Consider the following 19,922-nt stretch of genomic DNA (forward strand, 5'->3'; position numbering starts at 1 on the left):
TATGTATACCAGAATTGCGCATAATCCACTCCAAGGAGGTTGCCATGCAAGTCGGAGATATCCTGCGCAAGAAAGCCGCCCGTGTCGCAACGGTTCGCATGAACGAGACGGTTGCCATCGCCGCGCAACTGATGCGCTCCAGCAATATCAGCGCGCTGGTGGTCAAGGATGTCGTTCGCACCGAGGGCAATACGGCCGTCGGCATGTTCACCGAGCGCGACGTGGTTCGCGCAATCGCCGAGTACGGCGCCGCCGGCGCCAATCTCAAGGTTTCGCAATTCATCTCGGTGCAGCAGCTGGTGTCGTGCAGTTCGCAGGATTCGCTCGAGCACGTTCGCCATCTCATGAACAGGCACCACATCCGCCATGTGCCGGTGCTCGAGAATTACAGCCTGATCGGGGTCGTCAGCATCCGTGACATCTCGACCGCGTTTGACGAGGAAGCCAACGCCCAGCTGGCCATTTCGGCCTGACATTCGTCCTGGGCCTCAGCGGCAACGCGCCGGTCCGAGACGACTTTTGCGCCGGCACCCCTTGACGCCGGAATTGTCAACCATTGGCTTTTGCGAAAGACCCCATGAAAATCTGTATCTACGGCGCCGGTGCGATCGGCGGCTATCTCGGTGTGCAGCTTGCGCGCGCCGGCGTCGATGTCAGCCTGGTGGCGCGCGGCGCCCATCTTGCCGCGATGCGCGCCAATGGGCTCAAGCTTTTGATCGGCGACGAGGAGCGCGTGGTGCATCCGCGCTGCACCGACAATCCGGCCGAACTCGGGCCGCAGGATTACGTCATCATCTGCCTGAAGGCGCATTCCATCACCGGCGTGCTGGAAGCCATGCAGCCGCTGCTCGGACCGCATACGCGCGTCGTCACCGCGGTCAACGGCATTCCCTACTGGTATTTCCACAAGCATGGCGGCGTCCATGAGGGTTCGACGCTGGAGAGCATCGATCCCGGCGGCCGGCAGTGGCGTGAGCTGACGCCGCAGCGCGCGATCGGCTGCATCGTCTACCCCGCGACCGAGATCGAGGCGCCCGGCGTGATCCGCCACGTCTATGGCGACCGCTTCCCGCTCGGCGAGCCTTCCGGCGAGGCGACCTCCGACGTGCAGCGGCTTTCCGACGCGTTCGTCAAGGCCGGGATGCAGGCGCCGGTGCTGGACCGGATCCGCGACGAGATCTGGCTCAAGCTGTGGGGCAATGTCTGTCTCAACCCGATCAGCGCCCTCACCCACGCCACGCTCGACGTGATCTGCTCCGATCCGGCGACGCGCGCGCTGTCGAAGGCGATCATGATCGAAGCGCAAACCATCGCGGAGAGTTTCGGCGTCAATTTCCGCGTCGACGTCGAACGCCGCATCGAAGGCGCCCGGAAAGTCGGCGCGCACAAGACCTCGATGCTGCAGGATCTCGAACGCGGCCGCCCGATGGAGATCGACCCGCTGGTCACGGTGGTGCAGGAAATGGGACGGCTGACCAAAATTCCGACGCCGGCGCTCGACGCCGTGCTGGCGCTGGTCGGCCAGCGCGCCAATATCGCCGGGCTCTATGACGGCAATGTCCGCCCGGCCGAAACAAATGCGCCGGCCTTCGCATGACGAAATGGGGGAAGCTGCTGTGTGATTGTAATGCCGATGGACTTGCGATAAGCACGGCCGCTCCTCGCCCGAAGAGCTGCCCCAGGTGATGTAAGGCCTGCTCCGTTTTCTCCGCCTCCAAGCGCGGCGGACGGAAAATCTTAAGGCCAGGCGTGGGGCGAAACGTCAAAGAAAAACCCAGCACAAGTAGTGGAAGAGAGAACATGGCGCGTAACATTCTGATCCTTGGAGCTTCCTACGGTTCATTGCTGGGAACGAAACTGCTGATGGCCGGTCACAACGTGACCCTGGTTTGCCGGAAGAAGACGGCCGAACTGATCAACCGCGAGGGCACCGAGGTTCGCATCAAGCTGCGCGACGAGAAGGTGCACCGGGCGATCTTTTCGCGCGACCTGCCGGGCAAGCTGGACGCAGTCACGCCTGCCGAGGTCGCCCTGTCCCGCTACGACCTGGTTGGCCTTGCGATGCAGGAGCCGCAATACACCAACCACACCATCCGCGTTCTGATGATCAAGATCGCCGAGGCGAAGCTGCCTTGCCTGTCGATCATGAACATGCCGCCGCTGCCCTATCTCAAACGGATCCCGGCGCTGGCGGACATGGACCTCGAAGAGGCCTACACCAACGCGCTGGTTTGGGAGCGCTTCAAGCCGGGACTGGTGTCGCTGTGCTCGCCCGATCCGCAAGCCTTCCGCCCGCCGGAAGAGGCGGCGAATATCCTTCATGTCGGCCTGCCGACAAACTTCAAGGCAGCGGCATTCGAAGACGAGAAGCACAACCAACTGCTGCGCGAGCTGGAAGCCGACATCGATGCGGTGAAGCTGGATGGCCAGGACGTTCCGGTCAAGCTCAAGGTGTTCGACTCGCTGTTCGTCCCGCTGGCCAAATGGTCGATGCTGCTGACCGGCAATTACCGCTGCATCACGCCGAACGAGCCGCAGTCGATCCGCGACGCGGTGCATGGCGATCTGAAACTGTCGCGATCGATCTATGAGCATGTCGATGGTATCGCGCGGCGTCTCGGCGCCGACCCGGTAGATCAGGTGCCGTTCGAGAAATATGCCAAGGCGGCGGAAAGCCTGCTCAAGCCGTCATCGGCGGCCCGCGCCGTGGCCGCTGGCGCGCCGTTCATCGAGCGGGTCGACCTGCTGGTCAAGCTGATTTCGCATCAGCTCGACGCGCCCAACGCCGAGATCGACAACACGGTGCAGGTGGTCGATCAGAAGCTGAGCGAGAAGATCGTGGGGAGCGGATCCGGCTCGGCCTGATCGGCGCCATCGCGGTTCGAGAATAGCGCCATTGTCTTCTATCGGTGTGGCAGGCGCCGTGATGTCGTTGTCGCTCTTGTGATGCAAGAAGCGACTTCGCTCGGTCGGCTTAGGCGACACCCGTCAGCGCCGGCCATGCCTTCATGGCGTCGTGGGCGATCCGCATGAGCGTTGCGCGGGTCGCGCCGTCCCGGGCTTGAATGGCCATGCCTTGCTGCACCGTCACGTAGAAGGTCGCCACTGCGCGGGCGTCCGTCTTGGCCGGCAGTTGCCCCGCCGATACGGCCAGCTTCAAACGGTTTTCCAGACCATCGATGTTGGCGGCGCGGTCATTGCGCAGCCCATCACAGAGCCCTTCATTGGCCGCAGCCGGCGTGAGGCCCGACAGCACGACCATGCATCCGCGCGGTTTTCCGCGCCGGGTGAAGGTCACGGCGCTGGTGGTGAGATAGGCCTCCACTGCATCCCGGATTGCGGGGGCGGCGTCCATCGCCGCGAGGATTTCCGGACCCTCGGTGGCCTTGTAATGCGTCACCGCCTCCTGGAAGAGCGCTTCCTTGGAGCCGAACGCCGCATAAAGACTGGGTGACGCAATGCCCATCGCGTCGGTCAGATCGGAGATCGAACTCCCCTCGTAGCCTCGAGCCCAAAACACTTCCATCGCGCGCGCCAGCGCCTTCTGGCGATCAAAACCCCGAGGCCGGCCACGGTCGGCCATGATGCCATCCTTTTCTGTATCGATCACTATATAATTCATTTGACAGCGCCCGTCCAGTGGGACAGTATCCATTTCTGTAACGATCAACACAGAATGGAAAAACCCATGTCACGTCTTGAAGGAAAGCGCGCGCTTGTCACAGGCGGCAGTCGCGGAATTGGCGCTGCGATCGCCCTGCGCCTGGCCGATGAGGGAGCGGATGTCGCCCTCACCTACGAGAAGTCCCGTGATCGAGCCGAGGCCGTGGTCGCCCGGATCGAGGCGCTAGGCCGAAAGGGCCTCGCCATCGCCGCGGACAGCGCCGATCCGGTGGCGGCGAAATCCGCCGTCGACCGCACCGCCGCCGAACTGGGCGGGCTCGACATCCTGGTCAACAGCGCGGGCATCGTGCGAGGAAATGGCCCGATCGAGACCTGGACGCTCGAGGATATCGACCGCACGCTGGCGGTGAACGTCCGCGGCGTCATCCTCGCCACCCAGGCTGCCGCGGCTCATCTGTCCAAGGGCGGCCGTGTCATCACCATCGGCAGCAATCTCGCCGAGCGGGTGCCTCAGCCGGGCATCACCCTTTATGCGGCGTCGAAGTCGGCCCTGCTCAGCTTCACCCGTGGCCTCGCTCACGATTTGGGCCCGCGCGGCATCACCGTGAACCTGGTTCATCCCGGCTCGACCGATACCGACATGAATCCTGCGACGGGCGAAGGCGCTGATTTCCAGCGAAGCCGGATGCCGATCCCGGAATACGGCAAGCCGGAGGACATCGCTGGTATTGTCGCGTGGCTCGCCAGCGAGGAAGGCCGGTTCGCCAACGGCGCCGGGTTTACCGTCGACGGCGGAGCCAACGCGTGAGCCGGGCGGCGAGCGATCACAAGGCGCTTCGCCGCACCGTTCCCTTGCTGGCCTTGGTCACCGCAATTGTCGTGGCCATTGAGTTCGTCGTGGTCGGCCTTCTGCCGTCGATGGCTCGTGATCTAAGGATCAGTCTGGCCGCCGCGGGCGGACTGGTGTCGGCCTTCGCGCTTTCGGCTGCGCTGCTGGGACCACTGCTCACCCTGGCCGCCACGCGTATTCAGCCGCGTCGCACTCTGTCGGCGGTCGCGACGATTTTCGGGATTGGCAATCTCTTGGCGGCCGCGGTGCCGAGTCACGGGCTCCTGCTGGCAGTCCGGATTGTCGAAGGAGCAATCCTGCCGGTTTTCGTGAGCGTCGGCGCCGGCGTGATCGCAATCCTCGCCAGTTCCGAACGCCAAGGTCGAGCGATCGCTCAGGTGAACATCGGCACTATCGCCGGCCTCGTCTTCGCCGTTCCCGCCGGGGTGGCGCTGGGGACATCGGCGGATTGGCGAGCTGTTTTCGCAGGCCTGGGTGTCTTGGCGCTGGCCGGCGCCGCCGCGCTGGCGATCGGGCTTCCGACCGTTTCCACCTCATGCCGGCCCAATGTCGGACAGCAGGCGATGATCCTGCGATCGCCGCTCGTCCTCGGTCACCTCGTTCTCTCCGCGACGGTGTTCGCCGCCATGTTCGCATCCTATGCTTATCTGGCCGCGATCCTGGAGATTGAAGCCGGCTACCGCGGCGTGCAGGTTGCGGTGCTGTTGATGGGATTCAGCGCCATTGGTTTGATCGGCAATGCCATCGGCGGCCGCGTGGCGGACAGGCGACCGACCGAGGGCACGGTGGCGGCGCTCCTGGTCGTGACCTTCGCCGTGGGTGCCATCTCGGTGGCCGGCGGCCACAGCTGGTCGTTCCTTCCCCTGCTGGCGCTCTGGGGCGCGGGCCACGCCGCCGGATTCGTCCTCTGCCAGGTCCGCGTGATGTCGGCCGCCGACCAGGCCCCGGCCTTTGCGATGTCGCTCAATATCGCGGCCTGCAATCTCGGGATCGCTGTCGGCGCCGTGACCGGGGGCGCCCTGATCGAGGCCTCTGGCCTGAGAATGTTGGGAGTCGGCACCGCAGCCTTCGCGGCCTTGGCCGTTAGTTCGGCGGTGATCATCCAGCGGATCGACCAGCTGCGGCGCGCGGCGTCAAAGGTGCAAGCCGGCAGCTAAGCCTCCAGCCAGGCGCGTAAAGATCGCCAGCATTTTCGAGCCAGGCGCATCGCGGGCTTCGTCGCGAAACTCGTCATGCCCGGCCTCGTGCCGGGCATCCACGTCTTCGCTTCACGCGATCAAGAAAGACGTGGATGGCCGGGCATAGGCGAGCGGAAGCGACGCCGTCCTACGGACGGCTATGCCCGGCCATGACGAAAATCAAATCATCAGAAAATCGGCGTCGGGGACGGCTGGCCGATCCAGGGATTCCAGGTGACCGTTCCCGGGGGATAGCCGCCGAACGGGGGCTGCGTCGTGCAGCCGATGATGACGACCTTGTCGCCGAAGAGGCCGCCGCCGATGCGGCCGCCGCTGACGGTCTCGAGTTGCGCGAGGCTGAGGATTTCGCAGTCAGCGCCCGTGTTCTGATTCAGGGAATTGCTCATGATCATCCTATCCGTTCGCTAGAGTGGTTGATGTTCCGGGCATAAGCGGCCCGTGGTCGCAACTTGCCCCAGCGCTCCCGGACGTACCGTGATTTTGATCACCCAGAAATTGGCATCGCCGGCGCCCCAATCATCGCAGCGAAATGATGTCCGAATGTTCCGCTCTGCGGAAACAACAGCCGCGCTTTTGCATGCTGGCGATGCCCTCACCCCCGCCCGCCCCCGGTAGACTTTTGCGCCTGCTGACGGCATCCTGCCCCTCGAAATCCAACAAAAACGCGCGTGGCTCGGCCCGCGCCCGGAAAACAAAGGGCAGGACATGATCAAGACGCGGTTCACCGAAATGTTTGGCGTTGAGCACCCGATCGTCCAGGGCGGGATGCAATGGGTGGGGCGGGCCGAGCTCGTCGCCGCCGTCGCCAATGCCGGCGCACTCGGCCTGATCACCGCGCTGACGCAGCCCACCCCGGAAGACCTCACCAAGGAAATCGCGCGCTGCCGCAACCTCACCGACAAGCCGTTCGGCGTCAACCTCACCATCCTGCCCGCGATCAAGCCGCCGCCTTACGCGGAATACCGCCAGGCCATCATCGAGGCCGGCATCAAGATCGTGGAAACCGCCGGCAATAAGCCGCAGGAACACGTCACCGAATTCAAGAAGTACGGCATCAAAGTCATTCATAAATGCACCAGCGTTCGCCACGGGCTGTCGGCGGAGCGGATGGGCGTCGATGCGCTTTCGATCGACGGCTTCGAATGCGCCGGCCATCCCGGCGAGGACGATACCCCGGGCCTCATTCTGATTCCGGCGGCCGCCGACAAGATCAAGATTCCGATGATCGCCTCCGGTGGTTTCGGTGACGGCCGCGGCCTGGTCGCAGCGCTGGCGCTCGGCGCCGAGGGCATCAACATGGGCACGCGCTTCATGTGCACCAAGGAAAGCCCGATCCACCAGCTGGTGAAGGAGCGTATCGTCGCCAATGACGAGCGCGAGACCGAGCTGATCTTCCGCACCATGCGCAACACCTCGCGCGTCGCCAAGAACATGATCTCGACCAAGGTGGTGCAGATGGAAAAGGAAGGCGCAAAATTCGAGGATGTGCGCGAACTCGTCGCCGGCGCGCGCGGCAAGATGGTCTACGCGTCAGGCGATGCCGATGAGGGCATCTGGTCGGCCGGCCAGGTCCAGGGCCTGATCCACGATATCCCGACCTGCGCCGAACTGGTATCGCGGATCATGCGCGATGCGGAGGCCATTATCCGCAGCCGCCTCGAAGGCATGATGTCGGGCGCGTCGCGTCAGGCCGCGGAATAGGCGCGGCTGCGCTTCACCTCTCCCGCTCTTGCGGGGGAGGTCGGATCGCATCGACAGATGCGATCCGGGTGGAGGAACTCTCTCCACACGGGCAGTCTCACTCGCGGCACCACCCCCACCCCAACCCTCCCCCGCAAGTGCGGGAGAGGGAGAAAAAGAGAAGCCCATGAAAGCCTACGTCTACGGCGCCAACGGCGCTGAAATCACCGACGTCGCAAAGCCCTCGCCAAAGGGCACGCAGGTGCTGGTCAAGGTCAGCGCCTGCGGCCTCAACCGCGCCGATCTCGGCATGACCAAGGGTCATGTGCATGGCGCGGCCGGCGGCGTCGGCACCGTGCTCGGCATGGAATGGGCCGGCGAAGTCGCCGAGCTCGGGCCGGACGCCAGGGGCGTCAAAATCGGCGACAAGATCATGGGCTCGGGCGGCGCGGCCTTCGCCGAATACACGCTGGCCGATCACGGCCGGCTGTTCCGCGCCCCCTCCAACATGAACTTCGAGGAAGCCGCCACGCTCCCCGTCGCGCTCGCCACCATGCACAACGCTGTGGTGACCAATGGCGCGCTGCAGGCCGGCCAGACCGTGCTGATCCAGGGCGCCTCCTCCGGCGTCGGGCTGATGGCGATGCAGATCGCAAAATACAAGGGCGCCAAACTCGTGATCGGCTCCTCCACGGACGCGATGCGCCGCGGCCGACTGAAGGAATTCGGCGCCGACCTCGCGGTGGATTCCTCTGATCCTGGCTGGGTCGACGAAGTGCTGAAGGCGACGGGTGGCGAAGGCGTCGACCTGATCGTCGATCAGGTCTCGGGGTCGGTCGCGAACCAGAACCTCAAGGCGACCAAGGTCAAGGGTCGCATCGTCAATGTCGGCCGGCTCGGCGGCACCCATGCCGATTTCAATTTTGATCTCCACGCCGCGCGCCGCATCCATTATATCGGCGTCACCTTCCGCACCCGCACCATCGAGGAAGTCCGCGAGATCTTTGACGAGGTCCGGAAAGACATCTGGCCGGCGGTGGAATCGCGAAAACTGCAGTTGCCGATCGACAAGGTTTTTCCCTTCGCCGAGATCGGCGCGGCGTTCGCGCACATGGAAGCCAACAAGCATCTGGGGAAGATCGTGGTGACGCTGTAGGACGCTTGTAGGGTGGGCAAAGGCGTTCTTCACGCCGTGCCCACCATCTTGAGCTACAATTTTCCCTGCTTCGAATGGTGGGCACGTTGCGCTTGCCCACCCTACGTGCCAAGGCCACCGCAATGACCTCAGCCAAACCCCACACCATCCACGATGGCGGCCGCTACTTCGAAGGGCCGCGCTGGCATGCGGGCCGGCTGTGGTTCGTCGACTGCATGGAGCGGACGCTGCTCAGCCTTGCTCCCTCAGGCGAATGCGAGCAGCACGCGAAATTCGACGACACGCCGTGCGGCCTCGGGGTGCTGCCGGACGGCAGGCTGATCGTGCTGACGATGTTTCAAAAACGCTTGCTGGCCTTTTCCGACGGAAAGCTGTCGCTCTACGCCGACCTGTCCGACATCGCGACCGGCACGATCGATGACATGATCGTCGACGGGCTCGGCCGCGCCTATGTCGGCGATCTCGGCTTCGACCTGCCGCCGCCGCCGGATCGCGGCGCGCCCGGCCGCATCATCCTGGTGATGCCTGATGGCGCCAGGCGCGTGGTGGCCGACGGATTGCGGTTTCCCAACGGCATTGCGGCCTCGCCCCAAAACGACCGGCTCGTCGTGGCCGAGATGGATGGCGCGTGCCTTGCCGATTACGACATCGCACCCGACGGCGGTTTGAAGCTTCGCGGCCGCTTCGGCAGCATGAAATCGCCCGACGGCATCTGCCTCGACGCTGATGGCGCGGTGTGGGTCGCGGCCTTCGAGGAGGACGCCTTCATCCGGCTCGACCGCGAGGGCCGCGAATTGCAGCGCATCGAAGTGCCCGGTCGCCGGGCGCTTGCCTGCGTGCTCGGCGGCCCCGAGCACAAAACCCTGTTTTGCCTGAGCGCCGCGACGTCGTACGAAGAGTTGCGGCAACGGAAATCGTCGTCGCGGATCGATGCCGTCGAGGTGGAGATTCCGGGCGCGGGTAATCCCTGAGCGCAGACGCGCGCACCGAACCAACGTTCAAGTGGCCCCGAAACCTGGATCAGGCCGTTGGATCAAACCACCGGAGCGGCGATTCTTTCCTTCAGTTCGCTGCAGGTTTTGCGAACCTCCGCCGTCATCAGCGAACAGTCCTCGATCTGAACGAAGATGCGCTTGGCCTCCTCGCGGTAGCGGGCTGCGGTTTCCTTCATCTCCTGGGTCACGGCGAGCGCATCGCGGGTCATCGCCTCGCACTGCTTGACGCGCTCGATCAGTTCCGCGCCCATCGCCTCGATGTCCTTCGCGGCAGCTTCGTATTCGCGGACAATGGCTTCCGCCGTCAGCTTGCCGATCTCCGTGGCCCCCTCGCGGTGCTCGACGTAATCAGGCATCGACGCGGTGTCCGGCATCGACACGGTCGGCTCATGCACCCTTGGCGGCGCGAACGTGACAGGCCGCCGCTCGTGGACCGGCGGACTTCTTCGAAACTCCGCTTCGATTTCGCCCTCCAGGTCAATGACGCTGGAGACACGCTCTACTATAGACTGTACCATCACTACTACTCCCTTTGTCCAAAAGTGAGTCTTCGTAATCGAGTTTAATCAGACTCCACCTCTTTGGGCGCTGTGCGCCCGCGCTCTTGCTTGAGGGCGAAGAGAATATCGCCAAAATTCAGGCAGTTCTACTGCAACCGACGCCCTTTGTTCACTAAACGTTCCTACCCCTGAATTGCCGACTACGTTGCTCAACTTAGGTTTCGTCGGCACTGGATTTGCAGAAGCTCATGCATTCCCCGCGGATGCCTTGCACGCTGGCCGTGACCTCGGTGGCACGCGCTTCCCGGTTGCCGGACACCGCCGACCTTCAGCGAAACCGCGCCCGATGCCGCCGCCGGGAACCACACAACGGGCAAGACATTGACCTTCCATGAAAATGGCCAAGGCAATCCGCCAGCAGGCAGCCACCGCGGAGCGGGTCGCGGCGAGCACCGTTGACGCCTATGTCGCCGACCAGATGAAATCGCTGGCGCGGGCCTTTCGGACCCAGGCCGAGATCATCAAGAAGAAGCAAAAGAAAAAGAAGAAGAGATGAGCTTTTCCATCAAAGCCAAGTGTCAGCACGGCGAACTGATCCATCGCAGGAAGACTGCAGAAGCAGCGCTCAAGAAAGCGCGGGAAATGTCGCGAGCCGGCTGTTATGACATCTACATAACCACGCCCGAAGGACGGGATTACCACTCGTCCGAGTTCGCGGAGTTGCCTCGCACGCCCAAAGTGCGACCCGTTCGGAAATCGCATCCAACTCACAAGCCGGATACGCCGTGACGTGCCCGGGTCGATGACTCCGAATCCTTTGGCTCGCGCGCAGCGCTGAGGAACCATTTGGCGGCGGATCGATTGGCTGGGAATGATCCGGAGTTCAAACCATGGCCGATGACATCCCGACACAGCCGTTTATTTACGAAGGCCTCGACCCGGTCCCTGAATCCAGGTCCAGGATCGAGTCCAAGATCGAATCCACCTTCGAGGAGGTCTCTGACGCCGTCAAAGGCGCGGCCAGCCGGGTCGGCGACGCCATCGAGACCGGCCGAAAGCCCGGCATGCCGCTAAGCATCCTTAGCAACATTGCACGTGAAGCTCCGCTCGGTTCTCTCCTGGTCGCCTTCTTGCTCGGCGTCGCGGTAGCCAGGCGACGGTGAGGAAAAATTCATGGCTGACAAATCAACATTTACCGCCGACGAATGGAAAACGCTTTTGGAAAGCGTGATGGCACCGGGCCTTGCCGTAACGGCCGCCGAGCCAAGCGGGCTTTGGGGACTGCTTCAGGAGAGTTTCGCAAGCGGAAAAATGCTGGCGAAGACGAAGATGGACACAGGCTCCAATCCACTCATCAAGGCTGTGGTCGATGACTTCGCAACAAGCGAGGGGCGAGCCGTGGCGCGCGACGGCTTGAAGGAAAGTCTCAGCGGCAAAAAACCCTCCGAGGTCAAGACGGCCTGCATCGACATCCTGCAAAAAGTCGACGGCGTTCTAGGCGCCAAAGCGCCCGGCGACGCTGCCGCGTTCAAGAACTGGTTGCGCGAGATCAGCCAACAGGTCGCCGAGGCATCCACCGAGGGTGGATTTCTCGGTATCGGCGGTGTTGTGGTCAGCGATACCGAGAAGGCGACGCTTGCTGAAATCTCCAGCGCACTCAAACTGCCGGCTTAAGCACCTCAATGGCCCCGCTTGACCAGCGGGCATTCGCTATTCGCCAGGTCGGAGTAAACCTCGCCGCTCGGAACCTTTTCAAGGACGTTGTAATATTCCCACGGCGCCTTGACGTCCGACGGATCCTTGACCTGGACCAGGTAGAAGTCGTGCACGAGCTTGCCGTCCTCGCGCACCTTCGCGCCTCTTGCGTAGAAATCGTCAACCGGCATCGAACGCATTTTCTCCAGGACCGGATCGGTTGCATCGCTACCAACCGCTGCGACGGCTTTCAGATAGTGACTGACGCCTGAGTAAACCGCCGCTTGCGGTGCCGTGGGCATTGTGCCGCGCAGCTTGAAGAAGCGTTGGCCGAAGGCTCTGGTTTCGTCGTCGAGCGCCCAGTACCACGCCGTGAGGGTCGTCAGGCCTTTTGCAATCTTCGGGCCCATGGCATGAACGTCGGTGAGGAACATCAGCTCGGCCACGGGCTTTTGCTTGCCCGTGTTCATGCCGAACTCGTTCCATTGCTTCATCAAGGTCACCAGCTGCTCACCGGCATTGGCGAAGGCGATGGCCTTGGCTCCGGAGGCCTGGGCCTGCAGAATGAAGGAACTGTAATCCGCGGTGCCGATCGGGTGATACACCGCGCCGAGCGACTTGCCTCCTGTTGCCGCGAGCACGCGCTGCGACTCCAGCACCATGTTCTTGCCGAACGCGTAATCAGCCGCAATGAAGAACCACGTATCGTAGCCCTGGCTGACCAGGGTGCGGATCGGCCCCGACACCAGATTGTAGGAATCGTGAAGCCAGGCCAGGCCGTTCCGGGAACATTGCTTGCCGTTGAGTTCGGTGGTCGCCACGGCTGAATAGACCGCAATCTTGTTCTTGTCGCGGGCCAGTGACTGGATGGCGAGGCCAACGGCCGAGTTGGACACGTCGGCGACCATGTCGACGCCATCGACGTCGAACCATTTCCGGACAATGCCGACGCCGATATCAGGTTTGTTCTGGTGGTCGGCGGCAATGATCTCGACCTTGATCGACGGTACCAATTTCTGGAAATCTTCCGCCGCCATTTTGGCGGCAGCGATCGAACCTGGCCCGCTCAAGTCAGACAATGGCCCGGTCTGGTCATTGATGACGCCGATCCGGACGACGCCACCGGAGAGTTCGGCCGCGCGAGCGACCGGCAAGGATCCGATCAGTGCCCCGGAGAGCAAAACAGCAGCGACCTTGAACATCAATCTTCCCAGGTTCGTGCGGCCGCTGCAAATCATGCAAGTACCTTTCCAAAAAATGGCGCCATGTTTCCTGCCGTCTAGCTGATGGCTCAAGCAGCCGTCATCGCTTTCGATTTGAGCTTCAAGGCAGCCTTCTGGACCGCCGCCGCGCGCTTGCGAAGCCAGGGTTCGGCCTCAAGGCGCATTTGGGAAAGCATCTCGGGCGGCGCATTCTGCACGGTGATATCGAACGGCGGCTGCGGTTGGTATTCCAGCATGAGTTGGAGTTTCTTTGCGACTTCTTCGCCGCACAGCTCCGATGCAACCTGAAAGCCGAAATCAATTCCGGCGGTAACGCCGCCGCCGGAAATGCGGTTACGGTCGATCACGACACGTTCGTCGACCGCGATGGCGCCAAAGGCGGCAAGCTGCTCGCTCATCAGCCAGTGGCAGGCCGACTTGTATCCGTCGAGCAGGCCGGCGGCGCCGAGGATCAGGCAGCCTGCGCAAACCGAGGTGACGTAGCGCGCCGATCCGCCCTTGTCGCGAACGAACGCAATGACCTCGTCATCGCCCAGGAAGTCGACCAGCCCCGGGCCGCCACCGATGCAGAACACATCCAGATCCGGGCAGTCGGCAAAAGTCGTGGTCGGCAGCAGCGGCAGGCCGACGTCGCTGATGACGGGTTCGATGCGTTTCCAGAGCAGATGCATGCGAACGTTCGGAAGGCGGGCAAAGACTTCGAAAGGCCCGGTGACATCCAGTTGGGTCATCCCGGGAAAGAATAGAAGTCCGATCTCGATCGGCTTGCCAGACATCGTGCACCCCTCTGTTGAACAAGAGGATGTTGACAGGCGAGACCGTTTGCCGAAATGTCATAATACACGCATTTCCTGCCAAAACCGCACGAAGAGATTTCCTGACAAGGCCCGCTCATGGCTTCGACCGCCCGCCGTCTGGTCTTCGTCCTGTTCGAGGATTGCCTGCTGCTCGACTTTGCCGGGCCGCTGCAAGCCTTTGAGCTTGCCTGCGAAACATCCGAGGCCGGCCGTGCGCCCTATGTCTGGCAGATCTGCTCGTTAAAGGGTGGTCCGGTCAAAACCTCGTCCGGCCTGGAGGTGATGACATCAGCCCTCGCCGACTGCGACCGCAAAGATATCGACACCCTCATCGTCGGTGGCGGCCCCGGCGTTCATCGAGCTTCGGCGGAGGCCGCGCTGGTCGAGTGGTTTCGTATCGCGGCGCCGAACGCAAGACGCGTCTGCTCCGTCTGTACCGGCACCTTTGTTCTGGCTGCGGCCGGCCTGCTTCACGGGCGGCGCGCGGTCACCCATTGGGGCTCCTGCGAGATGCTCAGGGCGCAATACCCCGACGTTTCGGTGTTGGTCGATCCGGTCTTTGTTCACGACCGCGGAATCTGGACGTCCGCGGGTGTGACGGCAGGCATCGATCTGGCGCTCACCTTGCTTGAAGATGATCTCGGGCACCGCGAAGCCATGCGCATCGCACGCCGGCTGGTCGTGTTTCTGAAGCGGCCCGGCGGGCAGGCCCAGTTCAGCGTACCGCTAACGCTGCAGTCGTCCGAAGACAGCGCGTTCGAAAATATCTCGACCTGGATGCAGGACAATCTCCGCCGCGATTTGCGCGTCGAGAGTCTGGCCGAACGCGTCGGCATGAGCCCCCGCACCTTCGCACGCGTGTTTCGGCAAAAGACCGGCCGGACGCCGGGCAAGGCCGTGGAAGAGCTTCGCGTCGAAGCCGCCCGCAGGGCATTGGAAGAATCCGTCGCCAGCATCAAGGAAATCGCCGCGCGCGCGGGATTTCAAAGTGAAGAGCATTTGCGGCGTGCGTTTCGGCGCAGGTTGAACGTGCTGCCGCAGGATTATCGGGTGCGGTTTTATCAGGGGGAGAGGCAGTGAGTGCGCGTATGGCGGAATAGCGTAGCGTAATCCGCGTTCTTGCTTGAAAATGCAGCGGCGGATTTCGCCTTCGGCTAATCCGCCCTCCACGCTCACCTGTGTGCTCGGCGGCCCCGAGCGCAAAACCCTGTTTTGCCTGAGCGCCGCGACGTCGTACGAAGAATCGCGGCAACGGAAGTCGTCGTCACGGATCGATGTGGTTGAGGTGGAAGTGGCGGGTGCGGGTAATCCCTGAGCGTCGACGGGACTTCCGCGTCAAGCCATGTGGCGCAATAGCAACACGCCCTGGGAAACGCCCTTCATGACGCCTGTTGGTCGCTCCAGTTGTCCGAATCCATTCGTCGGATGCGCCGCGTCTGCTTAAGGTCGGGATGCCGTAAGCTCATCACAGCTTCCGACAAGGGCTGGCATGTCGGAAATCGTTGAAACGCGTGGTGCGCTTTGTGCCGATGCCGACCGGCCGCATTGGGCACGGCGCTTCAGGACGCGCGCGACACGACCGGGCTTTGGACGCGTCAGCATTGTCGGGCTGCTGCTGGCCCTCTTGCTTACCGTCTTCGGCTCGCAGGCCGCACTGGCGCAGATCGCCGATCTTGCCATGACGAAGACGGTGTCCGATCCGACCCCGAACGTCGGGGATGTGGTGAGCTTCACGGTCACCCTTGGCAATGCGGGACCGGACGGTGCCACCAACGTCAGTGTGCAGGATCTGCTTCCCGCCGGCCTGACCTTCGTGAGCGCCGCTCCGAGCCAGGGAAGCTATGCATCGGGTAGCGGTATCTGGGACGTGGGTTCGGTTGCGGTCGGCGCGCCGGCAACACTGCAATTGGTGGCCACCGTTGCCAGCGCCACTGCGCAAACCAACACGGCGTCGATCGCAGCCTCCGATCAGTTCGACCCCAGCGGCGGGAATAATTCCGCGTCCGCGACGGTCACACCGCAGACCGCCGATCTGTCGCTCACCCACACGGTGTCCAATCCGAGCCCGATCGTCGGGGATGTGGTGACGTTCACGGTCACCCTGGGCAATGCGGGACCGAATGTTGCCACCGACGTCCGTGTGCAGGATCTGCTGCCCGCCGGCCTGACCTTCGTGAGCGCCACTCCGAGCCAGGGAACCTACAGCGACATTACAGGTATCTGGACAGTGGGAACGGTCGCGCCCGGCACACCACAAACACTGGCGTTGCAGGCCACCGTCACCACCACCAATCCGACCACGAACACGGCGACGATCTCGCAAAGCGATCAGTTCGATCCCGCTACCGGCAACAATGCCGCGGGCGCAACGGTCACGGCGCACAATGCCAACGCCGACCTGTCGGTCACCAAGACCGCCCCGGCGACCATCCAGCCGGGGCAGAACATCACCTACACGATCACGGTGACCAATGCCGGGCCCGAGCCGGCCGTCACCGTTACGGTGAACGACACGCTGCCCGCGGGCCTGACCTTCGTGAGCGCCACGCCGAGCCAGGGCATCTTCGCCGCCGGTGTGTGGACGGTGGGAACGGTCGTCACCGGCACCCCGCAAACGCTGACGCTCACGGCGACGGTCAACGGGGCGCTGGCTGTCGGCACCGTCCTGACCAACGTCGCCACGGTGGCGAGCGCCACGCCCGATCTGAACGCCGGCAACAACAGCGCGAGCGTGTCGACGACGGTGACCACCTCCGCAGCGACGACGACGGCACTGACGTCTTCGCTCAATCCGGTCGCGTTCGGTCAAGCCGTGACGTTCACCGCCACGGTTTCGGCAGGCGGCGCGACAGGCAATGTCACGTTCAGGGATGGCGCGACGGTGCTGGCCACCGTGGCGCTCGGCGGAGCGGCGACGGCAACCTTCACCACCTCGTCGCTAGCCGTCGGCGCGCATGCGATCACCGCGACCTATAATGGCGATGTGAATTTCCTCGCCAGCACATCGCCCGTGCTGACGCAGACGGTCGGCACGACGGCCACGGCGGCGGCGCTGGTGTCCTCGCTCAACCCGAGCGAATTCGGCAAACAGGTGACGTTCACCGCCACGGTCACCAGCAGCGCGGGAACGCCGACCGGCACGGTGATTTTCAGCGACGGTGGCGTCGCGATCGGCACCGCCACGCTGGCGGCCGGCATTGCGTCCCTGACGACCTCGACGCTCACGGTCGGTTCGCACACCATCACGGCGAGTTATGGCGGTGCCGCGACTTTCGGTCCCGCGACGTCACCGGCACTGAGCCAGACCGTCAACACGCCCGCCGACAGCGTGAAGCTGCGCGCGTTGCAGGTTTTGGTGACGCCGATCGTGGCCCAGGTTTCCGGGCAGGCGATCTCCGGCGCCATCGACAGCGCGATCGGCGAGGCCTTTAGCGGCGGCGGCGCCTTCATCTCACCGAGCGCCAGCGGTGTGCGTTTCAATTTCGCCGCCGATCCCGACGCGCAGCCGGCGAATGGCTCCATCCGTTCCACCGATCCCTTTACCGGCGCCGGCGGGACATTGGCCAACAATGGACGAAGCTTCCAGCCGGGCCAGCCTGCGCGCATCGAGGACGCGTTCAATGCGATCGGCTATGCGCCGTCCACCAAGGCGCCGCCGCTCCGTGTCGCCGAGCCGAAGGAATGGCTGGGCTGGGCCGAAGTGCGCGGCGCGACGCTCGATCGCTGGGGCAGTTCGTCAGCCGTGCCCGGCGCCACCGTCGTCTACGGCAACCAGATCAACCTGCTGGCAGGTCTGACCCGCAGGTTCACACCCAACTTCGTCGCCGGCGTACTCGGCGGCTACGAGACCTTCGACTATCGTTCCGATGCGCTCTCGGGCCGGCTGAAGGGCGACGGCTGGACCGTGGGCTCCTATCTCGGCTGGAAGATAACGCAAGGCATCCGCTTCGACGCCGGCGTCACCTATTCGGGAATCGGCTTCGACGGCACGGCGGGCACCGCCGCCGGATCCTTCACCGGCCAGCGCTGGCTGGTCACGAGCGGGCTCACCGGCACTTACAGCAGTTACGGTTTCCAGATCGAACCATCGGCGCGCGTCTACGCGTTGTGGGAACATGAAAACGCCTACACCGATACGCTCGGCACCCTGCAAGCCGCGCGCGACTTCTCGACCGGCCGCGCCAGCGCCGGCACCAAGCTGGCCTATCCGGTCGCGTGGTCGGGTGCGACGGTCCTGACGCCTTACGTCGGCCTCTACGGCGACTACTATTTCAAGAGCGACAGCGTCGCGCTGGTCGCGCCGGGCGCGCTGCCCTTTGTCGTGCTCGACGGCTGGTCGGCGCGCGCTGTTGGCGGCGTGACGGCGCGGTTCGACAACGGCGCGCAACTCGCCATCGGCGGCGAGCGCAGCGGCCTCGGTGGCAGTTTCGGGCTCTGGACCTATCGCGCGCGGGCGTCCCTGCCCTTCGGTGCGCGCTAGAAACGCGAGTAGCCCGCATGCGCGCAGCGACATGCGGAATCAGCGCGACACAATACCCGGATGTCGCGTTGCTCATCCGGGGCTACAGGCCACTCCAATACTGTTATGCGAGGCCTCGGTAGCCACCAGCAGCAACAATTTTCCGTTTTTCAGAAATTCCCCTTGACGCCACCCCCAAATCACCTGCACACCTCACCCATCCTGTCCCAACAAGAGGGGCGCTCGCGATCGTCACGAACGTGGGACGGGGTGCGGTGGACGCGGCAGCGTCGCGCGCGACAGGTGGCTGCAGGGTGAGATGAACCTCATGAGCGGCACACGGCGCGCAGGACGAGCGATGCCAACGCCCGAATGGACCTGAAAGCGAAGACGGGCCGTGCCCGGCAAAGCCAAAGGCGAAGGCGGGAATGCTGCGTACGGCAAAACCGTGTGGTCCTGGCACCCGTTGCTGGTGTCAAGCTGGCGGAGGCGCGTCTGGCCCGACCGGGTTCAGACAAACCTTCAATCCGTCAGCGACGGTGACAAGAAAGCTCGTTCACCGGGGAGAGCACGGCATAAGCCGTAAAGCCATTGCGCAGGGAATGTCGGATCGCCTCCGCTGCCCTGTATGCTCGTGTGCAGCCTACTTAGCACAATTCGCACACGAGACCGCGGGTGCAGCGCGCATCCGGCATTCCCTGCGCCCTCTCTTGAGAGGGCGGAAAGATTTCAAGCAAGACTCGGGCGCAATGCGTCGCGAGAATGCGAAGCCGTATGTTGCCGTCGTCCCGGCGAAGGCCGGGACCCATAACCACAGGACCTCATAGTGGCGCGAGATCGTTGAACAGCGCCTTTCACAATCGGCGACACGGCGTATGGGTCCCGGCCTTTGCCAGTGGCGTGGACACTTATCGCATCCATAAGACGATGGCGGCGACAGTGACGATGGCAAGGTAATTTCGGGCTGTCTTTTCGAAGCGGGTTGCGACGCGGCGAAACTGCTTGAGTTTTGAGAAGCAACATTCGACGAGATGGCGCTGGGCATATAGATGCTTGTCGAGCGGATATTTGAGGGCCCGTGACGGGTTGTTGGGGATGACGGCGAGCGCCCCCTTGGCGGCGATGGCCTGGCGCATGTGATCGGCGTCATAGGCCGTATCGGCCATTACGACCTCGGCGGGTAGTCCCTCGATCAATGCGGCGGCTTGCGGTGCATCGCCCTTCTGACCTGCGGTAAGGGTGAACCGCACGGGACATCCCAAGCCGCGAACGGCCATATGTATCTTGGTGCTCAGGCCGCCGCGCGAGCGGCCGATCGCCTGATCTTCAGGCCCCCTTTTTTAGCCCCGGCAGCGTGCTGGTGGGCTCGGACAATGGTGGAATCGACGATCAGATATTCGAAGTCCGGATCATCGGACATGGCCTCGAATATTCGCCACCAAACACCCTTGATGCTCCATCGGCTGAAGCGCCGGAACACGCTGTTCCAATCTCCAAACGCCTCCGGAAGATCACGCCAGGGGGAGCCCGTACGCACGATCCACAGCACGCCTTCCACGAACATCCGATTGTCGCGCCCGGTCGAGCCCTTCTGATCGGGTCGCCCTATGATCAGCGGCGCCATCCGCTCCCACGCCGCGTCGCTCAATACCAAACGGTCCATCACACCCAAGACTGCCTCCCCAAAAGCAGCCTTGAATCTGATTTGCTCTTAAAAGGGAATCCTTAGAGTCCACACCACCTA

General features: G+C 63.4%; 20 protein-coding genes. 14 read left to right on the forward strand and 6 right to left on the reverse strand.

Annotation, left to right across the window (positions count from 1 at the left end; genetic code table 11):
- Positions 1–44: 44 nt before the first annotated feature.
- From JQ567_RS34400 to JQ567_RS34410, 3 genes are all read left to right on the forward strand, one after another.
- Positions 45–473 carry a CBS domain-containing protein gene (locus JQ567_RS34400; protein ID WP_192734339.1) on the forward strand — a complete coding sequence of 143 codons (429 nt, stop codon included), beginning with the start codon at positions 45–47 and terminating at the stop codon, positions 471–473.
- 104 nt (positions 474–577) lie between these two features.
- Complete coding sequence (locus JQ567_RS34405; RefSeq protein ID WP_212442933.1) at positions 578–1,597, forward strand: 2-dehydropantoate 2-reductase; 1,020 nt, start codon at positions 578–580, stop codon at positions 1,595–1,597.
- A gap of 203 nt (positions 1,598–1,800) precedes the next feature.
- Entirely contained in the window at positions 1,801–2,865 is a 1,065-nt protein-coding gene (locus tag JQ567_RS34410) for a ketopantoate reductase family protein (RefSeq protein WP_212442934.1), read from the forward strand.
- Positions 2,866–2,974: 109 nt separating this feature from the next.
- Here JQ567_RS34410 and JQ567_RS34415 read toward each other — a convergent pair whose 3' ends face one another.
- The gene (locus tag JQ567_RS34415; protein WP_212442935.1) at positions 2,975–3,583 is read right to left on the reverse strand and encodes a TetR/AcrR family transcriptional regulator; all 609 of its coding nucleotides are present in this window, start codon (positions 3,581–3,583) and stop codon (positions 2,975–2,977) included.
- Between the two features lie 105 nt (positions 3,584–3,688).
- Here JQ567_RS34415 and JQ567_RS34420 point away from each other — a divergent pair, with 105 nt between their 5' ends.
- The gene (locus JQ567_RS34420; protein ID WP_212442936.1) at positions 3,689–4,432 is read left to right on the forward strand and encodes a 3-oxoacyl-ACP reductase family protein; all 744 of its coding nucleotides are present in this window, start codon (positions 3,689–3,691) and stop codon (positions 4,430–4,432) included.
- Entirely contained in the window at positions 4,429–5,631 is a 1,203-nt protein-coding gene (locus JQ567_RS34425; protein WP_212442937.1) for an MFS transporter, read from the forward strand. The genes JQ567_RS34420 and JQ567_RS34425 overlap by 4 nt, the downstream gene beginning before the upstream one ends.
- A 209-nt stretch (positions 5,632–5,840) precedes the next feature.
- Here JQ567_RS34425 and JQ567_RS34430 read toward each other — a convergent pair whose 3' ends face one another.
- Complete coding sequence (locus tag JQ567_RS34430) at positions 5,841–6,059, reverse strand: hypothetical protein (RefSeq protein ID WP_212442938.1); 219 nt, start codon at positions 6,057–6,059, stop codon at positions 5,841–5,843.
- 319 nt (positions 6,060–6,378) lie between these two features.
- Between JQ567_RS34430 and JQ567_RS34435 the strand changes: the two genes are divergently transcribed.
- The 3 genes from JQ567_RS34435 to JQ567_RS34445 all read left to right on the forward strand — a co-directional run bounded on the left by JQ567_RS34435 (position 6,379) and on the right by JQ567_RS34445 (position 9,480).
- On the forward strand, positions 6,379–7,374 hold the full coding sequence (locus JQ567_RS34435) for a nitronate monooxygenase family protein (protein ID WP_212442939.1): 996 nt from the start codon (positions 6,379–6,381) through the stop codon (positions 7,372–7,374).
- A gap of 166 nt (positions 7,375–7,540) precedes the next feature.
- Positions 7,541–8,509 (forward strand): zinc-binding dehydrogenase, encoded by a 969-nt coding sequence (locus JQ567_RS34440; protein WP_212442940.1) that lies wholly within the window; start codon positions 7,541–7,543, stop codon positions 8,507–8,509.
- 122 nt (positions 8,510–8,631) lie between these two features.
- Positions 8,632–9,480, forward strand: a complete 849-nt coding sequence (locus JQ567_RS34445; protein ID WP_212442941.1) for an SMP-30/gluconolactonase/LRE family protein — start codon at positions 8,632–8,634, stop codon at positions 9,478–9,480.
- Between the two features lie 62 nt (positions 9,481–9,542).
- Here the strand turns inward: JQ567_RS34445 and JQ567_RS34450 are convergent, their stop codons facing one another.
- Positions 9,543–10,022 (reverse strand): hypothetical protein, encoded by a 480-nt coding sequence (locus JQ567_RS34450; protein WP_212442942.1) that lies wholly within the window; start codon positions 10,020–10,022, stop codon positions 9,543–9,545.
- A 373-nt stretch (positions 10,023–10,395) separates the two neighbouring features.
- Here JQ567_RS34450 and JQ567_RS34455 point away from each other — a divergent pair, with 373 nt between their 5' ends.
- From JQ567_RS34455 to JQ567_RS34470, 4 genes are all read left to right on the forward strand, one after another.
- The gene (locus tag JQ567_RS34455) at positions 10,396–10,560 is read left to right on the forward strand and encodes a hypothetical protein (protein ID WP_212442952.1); all 165 of its coding nucleotides are present in this window, start codon (positions 10,396–10,398) and stop codon (positions 10,558–10,560) included.
- Positions 10,557–10,793 carry a hypothetical protein gene (locus JQ567_RS34460; RefSeq protein ID WP_212442943.1) on the forward strand — a complete coding sequence of 79 codons (237 nt, stop codon included), beginning with the start codon at positions 10,557–10,559 and terminating at the stop codon, positions 10,791–10,793. The genes JQ567_RS34455 and JQ567_RS34460 overlap by 4 nt, the downstream gene beginning before the upstream one ends.
- Before the next feature lie 101 nt (positions 10,794–10,894).
- Positions 10,895–11,167, forward strand: a complete 273-nt coding sequence (locus JQ567_RS34465) for a hypothetical protein (RefSeq protein WP_212442944.1) — start codon at positions 10,895–10,897, stop codon at positions 11,165–11,167.
- Between the two features lie 10 nt (positions 11,168–11,177).
- Positions 11,178–11,678, forward strand: coding sequence for a hypothetical protein (locus JQ567_RS34470; RefSeq protein ID WP_212442945.1), 501 nt, complete (start codon positions 11,178–11,180; stop codon positions 11,676–11,678).
- A gap of 5 nt (positions 11,679–11,683) precedes the next feature.
- Here JQ567_RS34470 and JQ567_RS34475 read toward each other — a convergent pair whose 3' ends face one another.
- Together JQ567_RS34475 and JQ567_RS34480 are read right to left on the reverse strand one after the other, a co-directional pair.
- Positions 11,684–12,901, reverse strand: coding sequence for an ABC transporter substrate-binding protein (locus JQ567_RS34475; RefSeq protein ID WP_212442946.1), 1,218 nt, complete (start codon positions 12,899–12,901; stop codon positions 11,684–11,686).
- An 89-nt stretch (positions 12,902–12,990) separates the two neighbouring features.
- Positions 12,991–13,698 (reverse strand): DJ-1/PfpI family protein, encoded by a 708-nt coding sequence (locus JQ567_RS34480; protein ID WP_212272019.1) that lies wholly within the window; start codon positions 13,696–13,698, stop codon positions 12,991–12,993.
- A gap of 117 nt (positions 13,699–13,815) precedes the next feature.
- Here JQ567_RS34480 and JQ567_RS34485 point away from each other — a divergent pair, with 117 nt between their 5' ends.
- Positions 13,816–14,799, forward strand: coding sequence for a GlxA family transcriptional regulator (locus JQ567_RS34485; protein ID WP_212442947.1), 984 nt, complete (start codon positions 13,816–13,818; stop codon positions 14,797–14,799).
- 409 nt (positions 14,800–15,208) lie between these two features.
- Entirely contained in the window at positions 15,209–18,199 is a 2,991-nt protein-coding gene (locus tag JQ567_RS34490; RefSeq protein WP_212442948.1) for an Ig-like domain repeat protein, read from the forward strand.
- Positions 18,200–19,086: 887 nt separating this feature from the next.
- Here JQ567_RS34490 and JQ567_RS34495 read toward each other — a convergent pair.
- A protein-coding gene (locus JQ567_RS34495; RefSeq protein WP_212442949.1) for an IS5 family transposase occupies positions 19,087–19,850 on the reverse strand; the annotation gives its coding sequence in 2 pieces (ribosomal slippage) (positions 19,087–19,506 and positions 19,509–19,850; 762 coding nt in all).
- Positions 19,851–19,922 lie beyond the last annotated feature (72 nt).

Origin of the sequence: Bradyrhizobium sp. AUGA SZCCT0431 (genome assembly GCF_018131065.1) — a bacterium.
In the GTDB taxonomy this organism is placed as follows: Bacteria; Pseudomonadota; Alphaproteobacteria; order Rhizobiales; family Xanthobacteraceae; genus Bradyrhizobium.

What these genes read in the sequence shown, in the direction of transcription:
- JQ567_RS34400 (WP_192734339.1), top strand. Translation starts at nt 45, where the DNA reads ATGCAAGTCGGAGATATCCTGCGCAAGAAAGCCGCCCGTGTCGCAACG.
- JQ567_RS34405 (WP_212442933.1), top strand. Translation starts at nt 578, where the DNA reads ATGAAAATCTGTATCTACGGCGCCGGTGCGATCGGCGGCTATCTCGGT.
- JQ567_RS34410 (WP_212442934.1), top strand. Translation starts at nt 1,801, where the DNA reads ATGGCGCGTAACATTCTGATCCTTGGAGCTTCCTACGGTTCATTGCTG.
- JQ567_RS34415 (WP_212442935.1), bottom strand. Translation starts at nt 3,583, where the DNA reads ATGGCCGACCGTGGCCGGCCTCGGGGTTTTGATCGCCAGAAGGCGCTG.
- JQ567_RS34420 (WP_212442936.1), top strand. Translation starts at nt 3,689, where the DNA reads ATGTCACGTCTTGAAGGAAAGCGCGCGCTTGTCACAGGCGGCAGTCGC.
- JQ567_RS34430 (WP_212442938.1), bottom strand. Translation starts at nt 6,059, where the DNA reads ATGAGCAATTCCCTGAATCAGAACACGGGCGCTGACTGCGAAATCCTC.
- JQ567_RS34435 (WP_212442939.1), top strand. Translation starts at nt 6,379, where the DNA reads ATGATCAAGACGCGGTTCACCGAAATGTTTGGCGTTGAGCACCCGATC.
- JQ567_RS34440 (WP_212442940.1), top strand. Translation starts at nt 7,541, where the DNA reads ATGAAAGCCTACGTCTACGGCGCCAACGGCGCTGAAATCACCGACGTC.
- JQ567_RS34445 (WP_212442941.1), top strand. Translation starts at nt 8,632, where the DNA reads ATGACCTCAGCCAAACCCCACACCATCCACGATGGCGGCCGCTACTTC.
- JQ567_RS34450 (WP_212442942.1), bottom strand. Translation starts at nt 10,022, where the DNA reads ATGGTACAGTCTATAGTAGAGCGTGTCTCCAGCGTCATTGACCTGGAG.
- JQ567_RS34455 (WP_212442952.1), top strand. Translation starts at nt 10,396, where the DNA reads ATGAAAATGGCCAAGGCAATCCGCCAGCAGGCAGCCACCGCGGAGCGG.
- JQ567_RS34460 (WP_212442943.1), top strand. Translation starts at nt 10,557, where the DNA reads ATGAGCTTTTCCATCAAAGCCAAGTGTCAGCACGGCGAACTGATCCAT.
- JQ567_RS34465 (WP_212442944.1), top strand. Translation starts at nt 10,895, where the DNA reads ATGGCCGATGACATCCCGACACAGCCGTTTATTTACGAAGGCCTCGAC.
- JQ567_RS34470 (WP_212442945.1), top strand. Translation starts at nt 11,178, where the DNA reads ATGGCTGACAAATCAACATTTACCGCCGACGAATGGAAAACGCTTTTG.
- JQ567_RS34475 (WP_212442946.1), bottom strand. Translation starts at nt 12,901, where the DNA reads ATGTTCAAGGTCGCTGCTGTTTTGCTCTCCGGGGCACTGATCGGATCC.
- JQ567_RS34480 (WP_212272019.1), bottom strand. Translation starts at nt 13,698, where the DNA reads ATGTCTGGCAAGCCGATCGAGATCGGACTTCTATTCTTTCCCGGGATG.
- JQ567_RS34485 (WP_212442947.1), top strand. Translation starts at nt 13,816, where the DNA reads ATGGCTTCGACCGCCCGCCGTCTGGTCTTCGTCCTGTTCGAGGATTGC.
- JQ567_RS34490 (WP_212442948.1), top strand. Translation starts at nt 15,209, where the DNA reads ATGTCGGAAATCGTTGAAACGCGTGGTGCGCTTTGTGCCGATGCCGAC.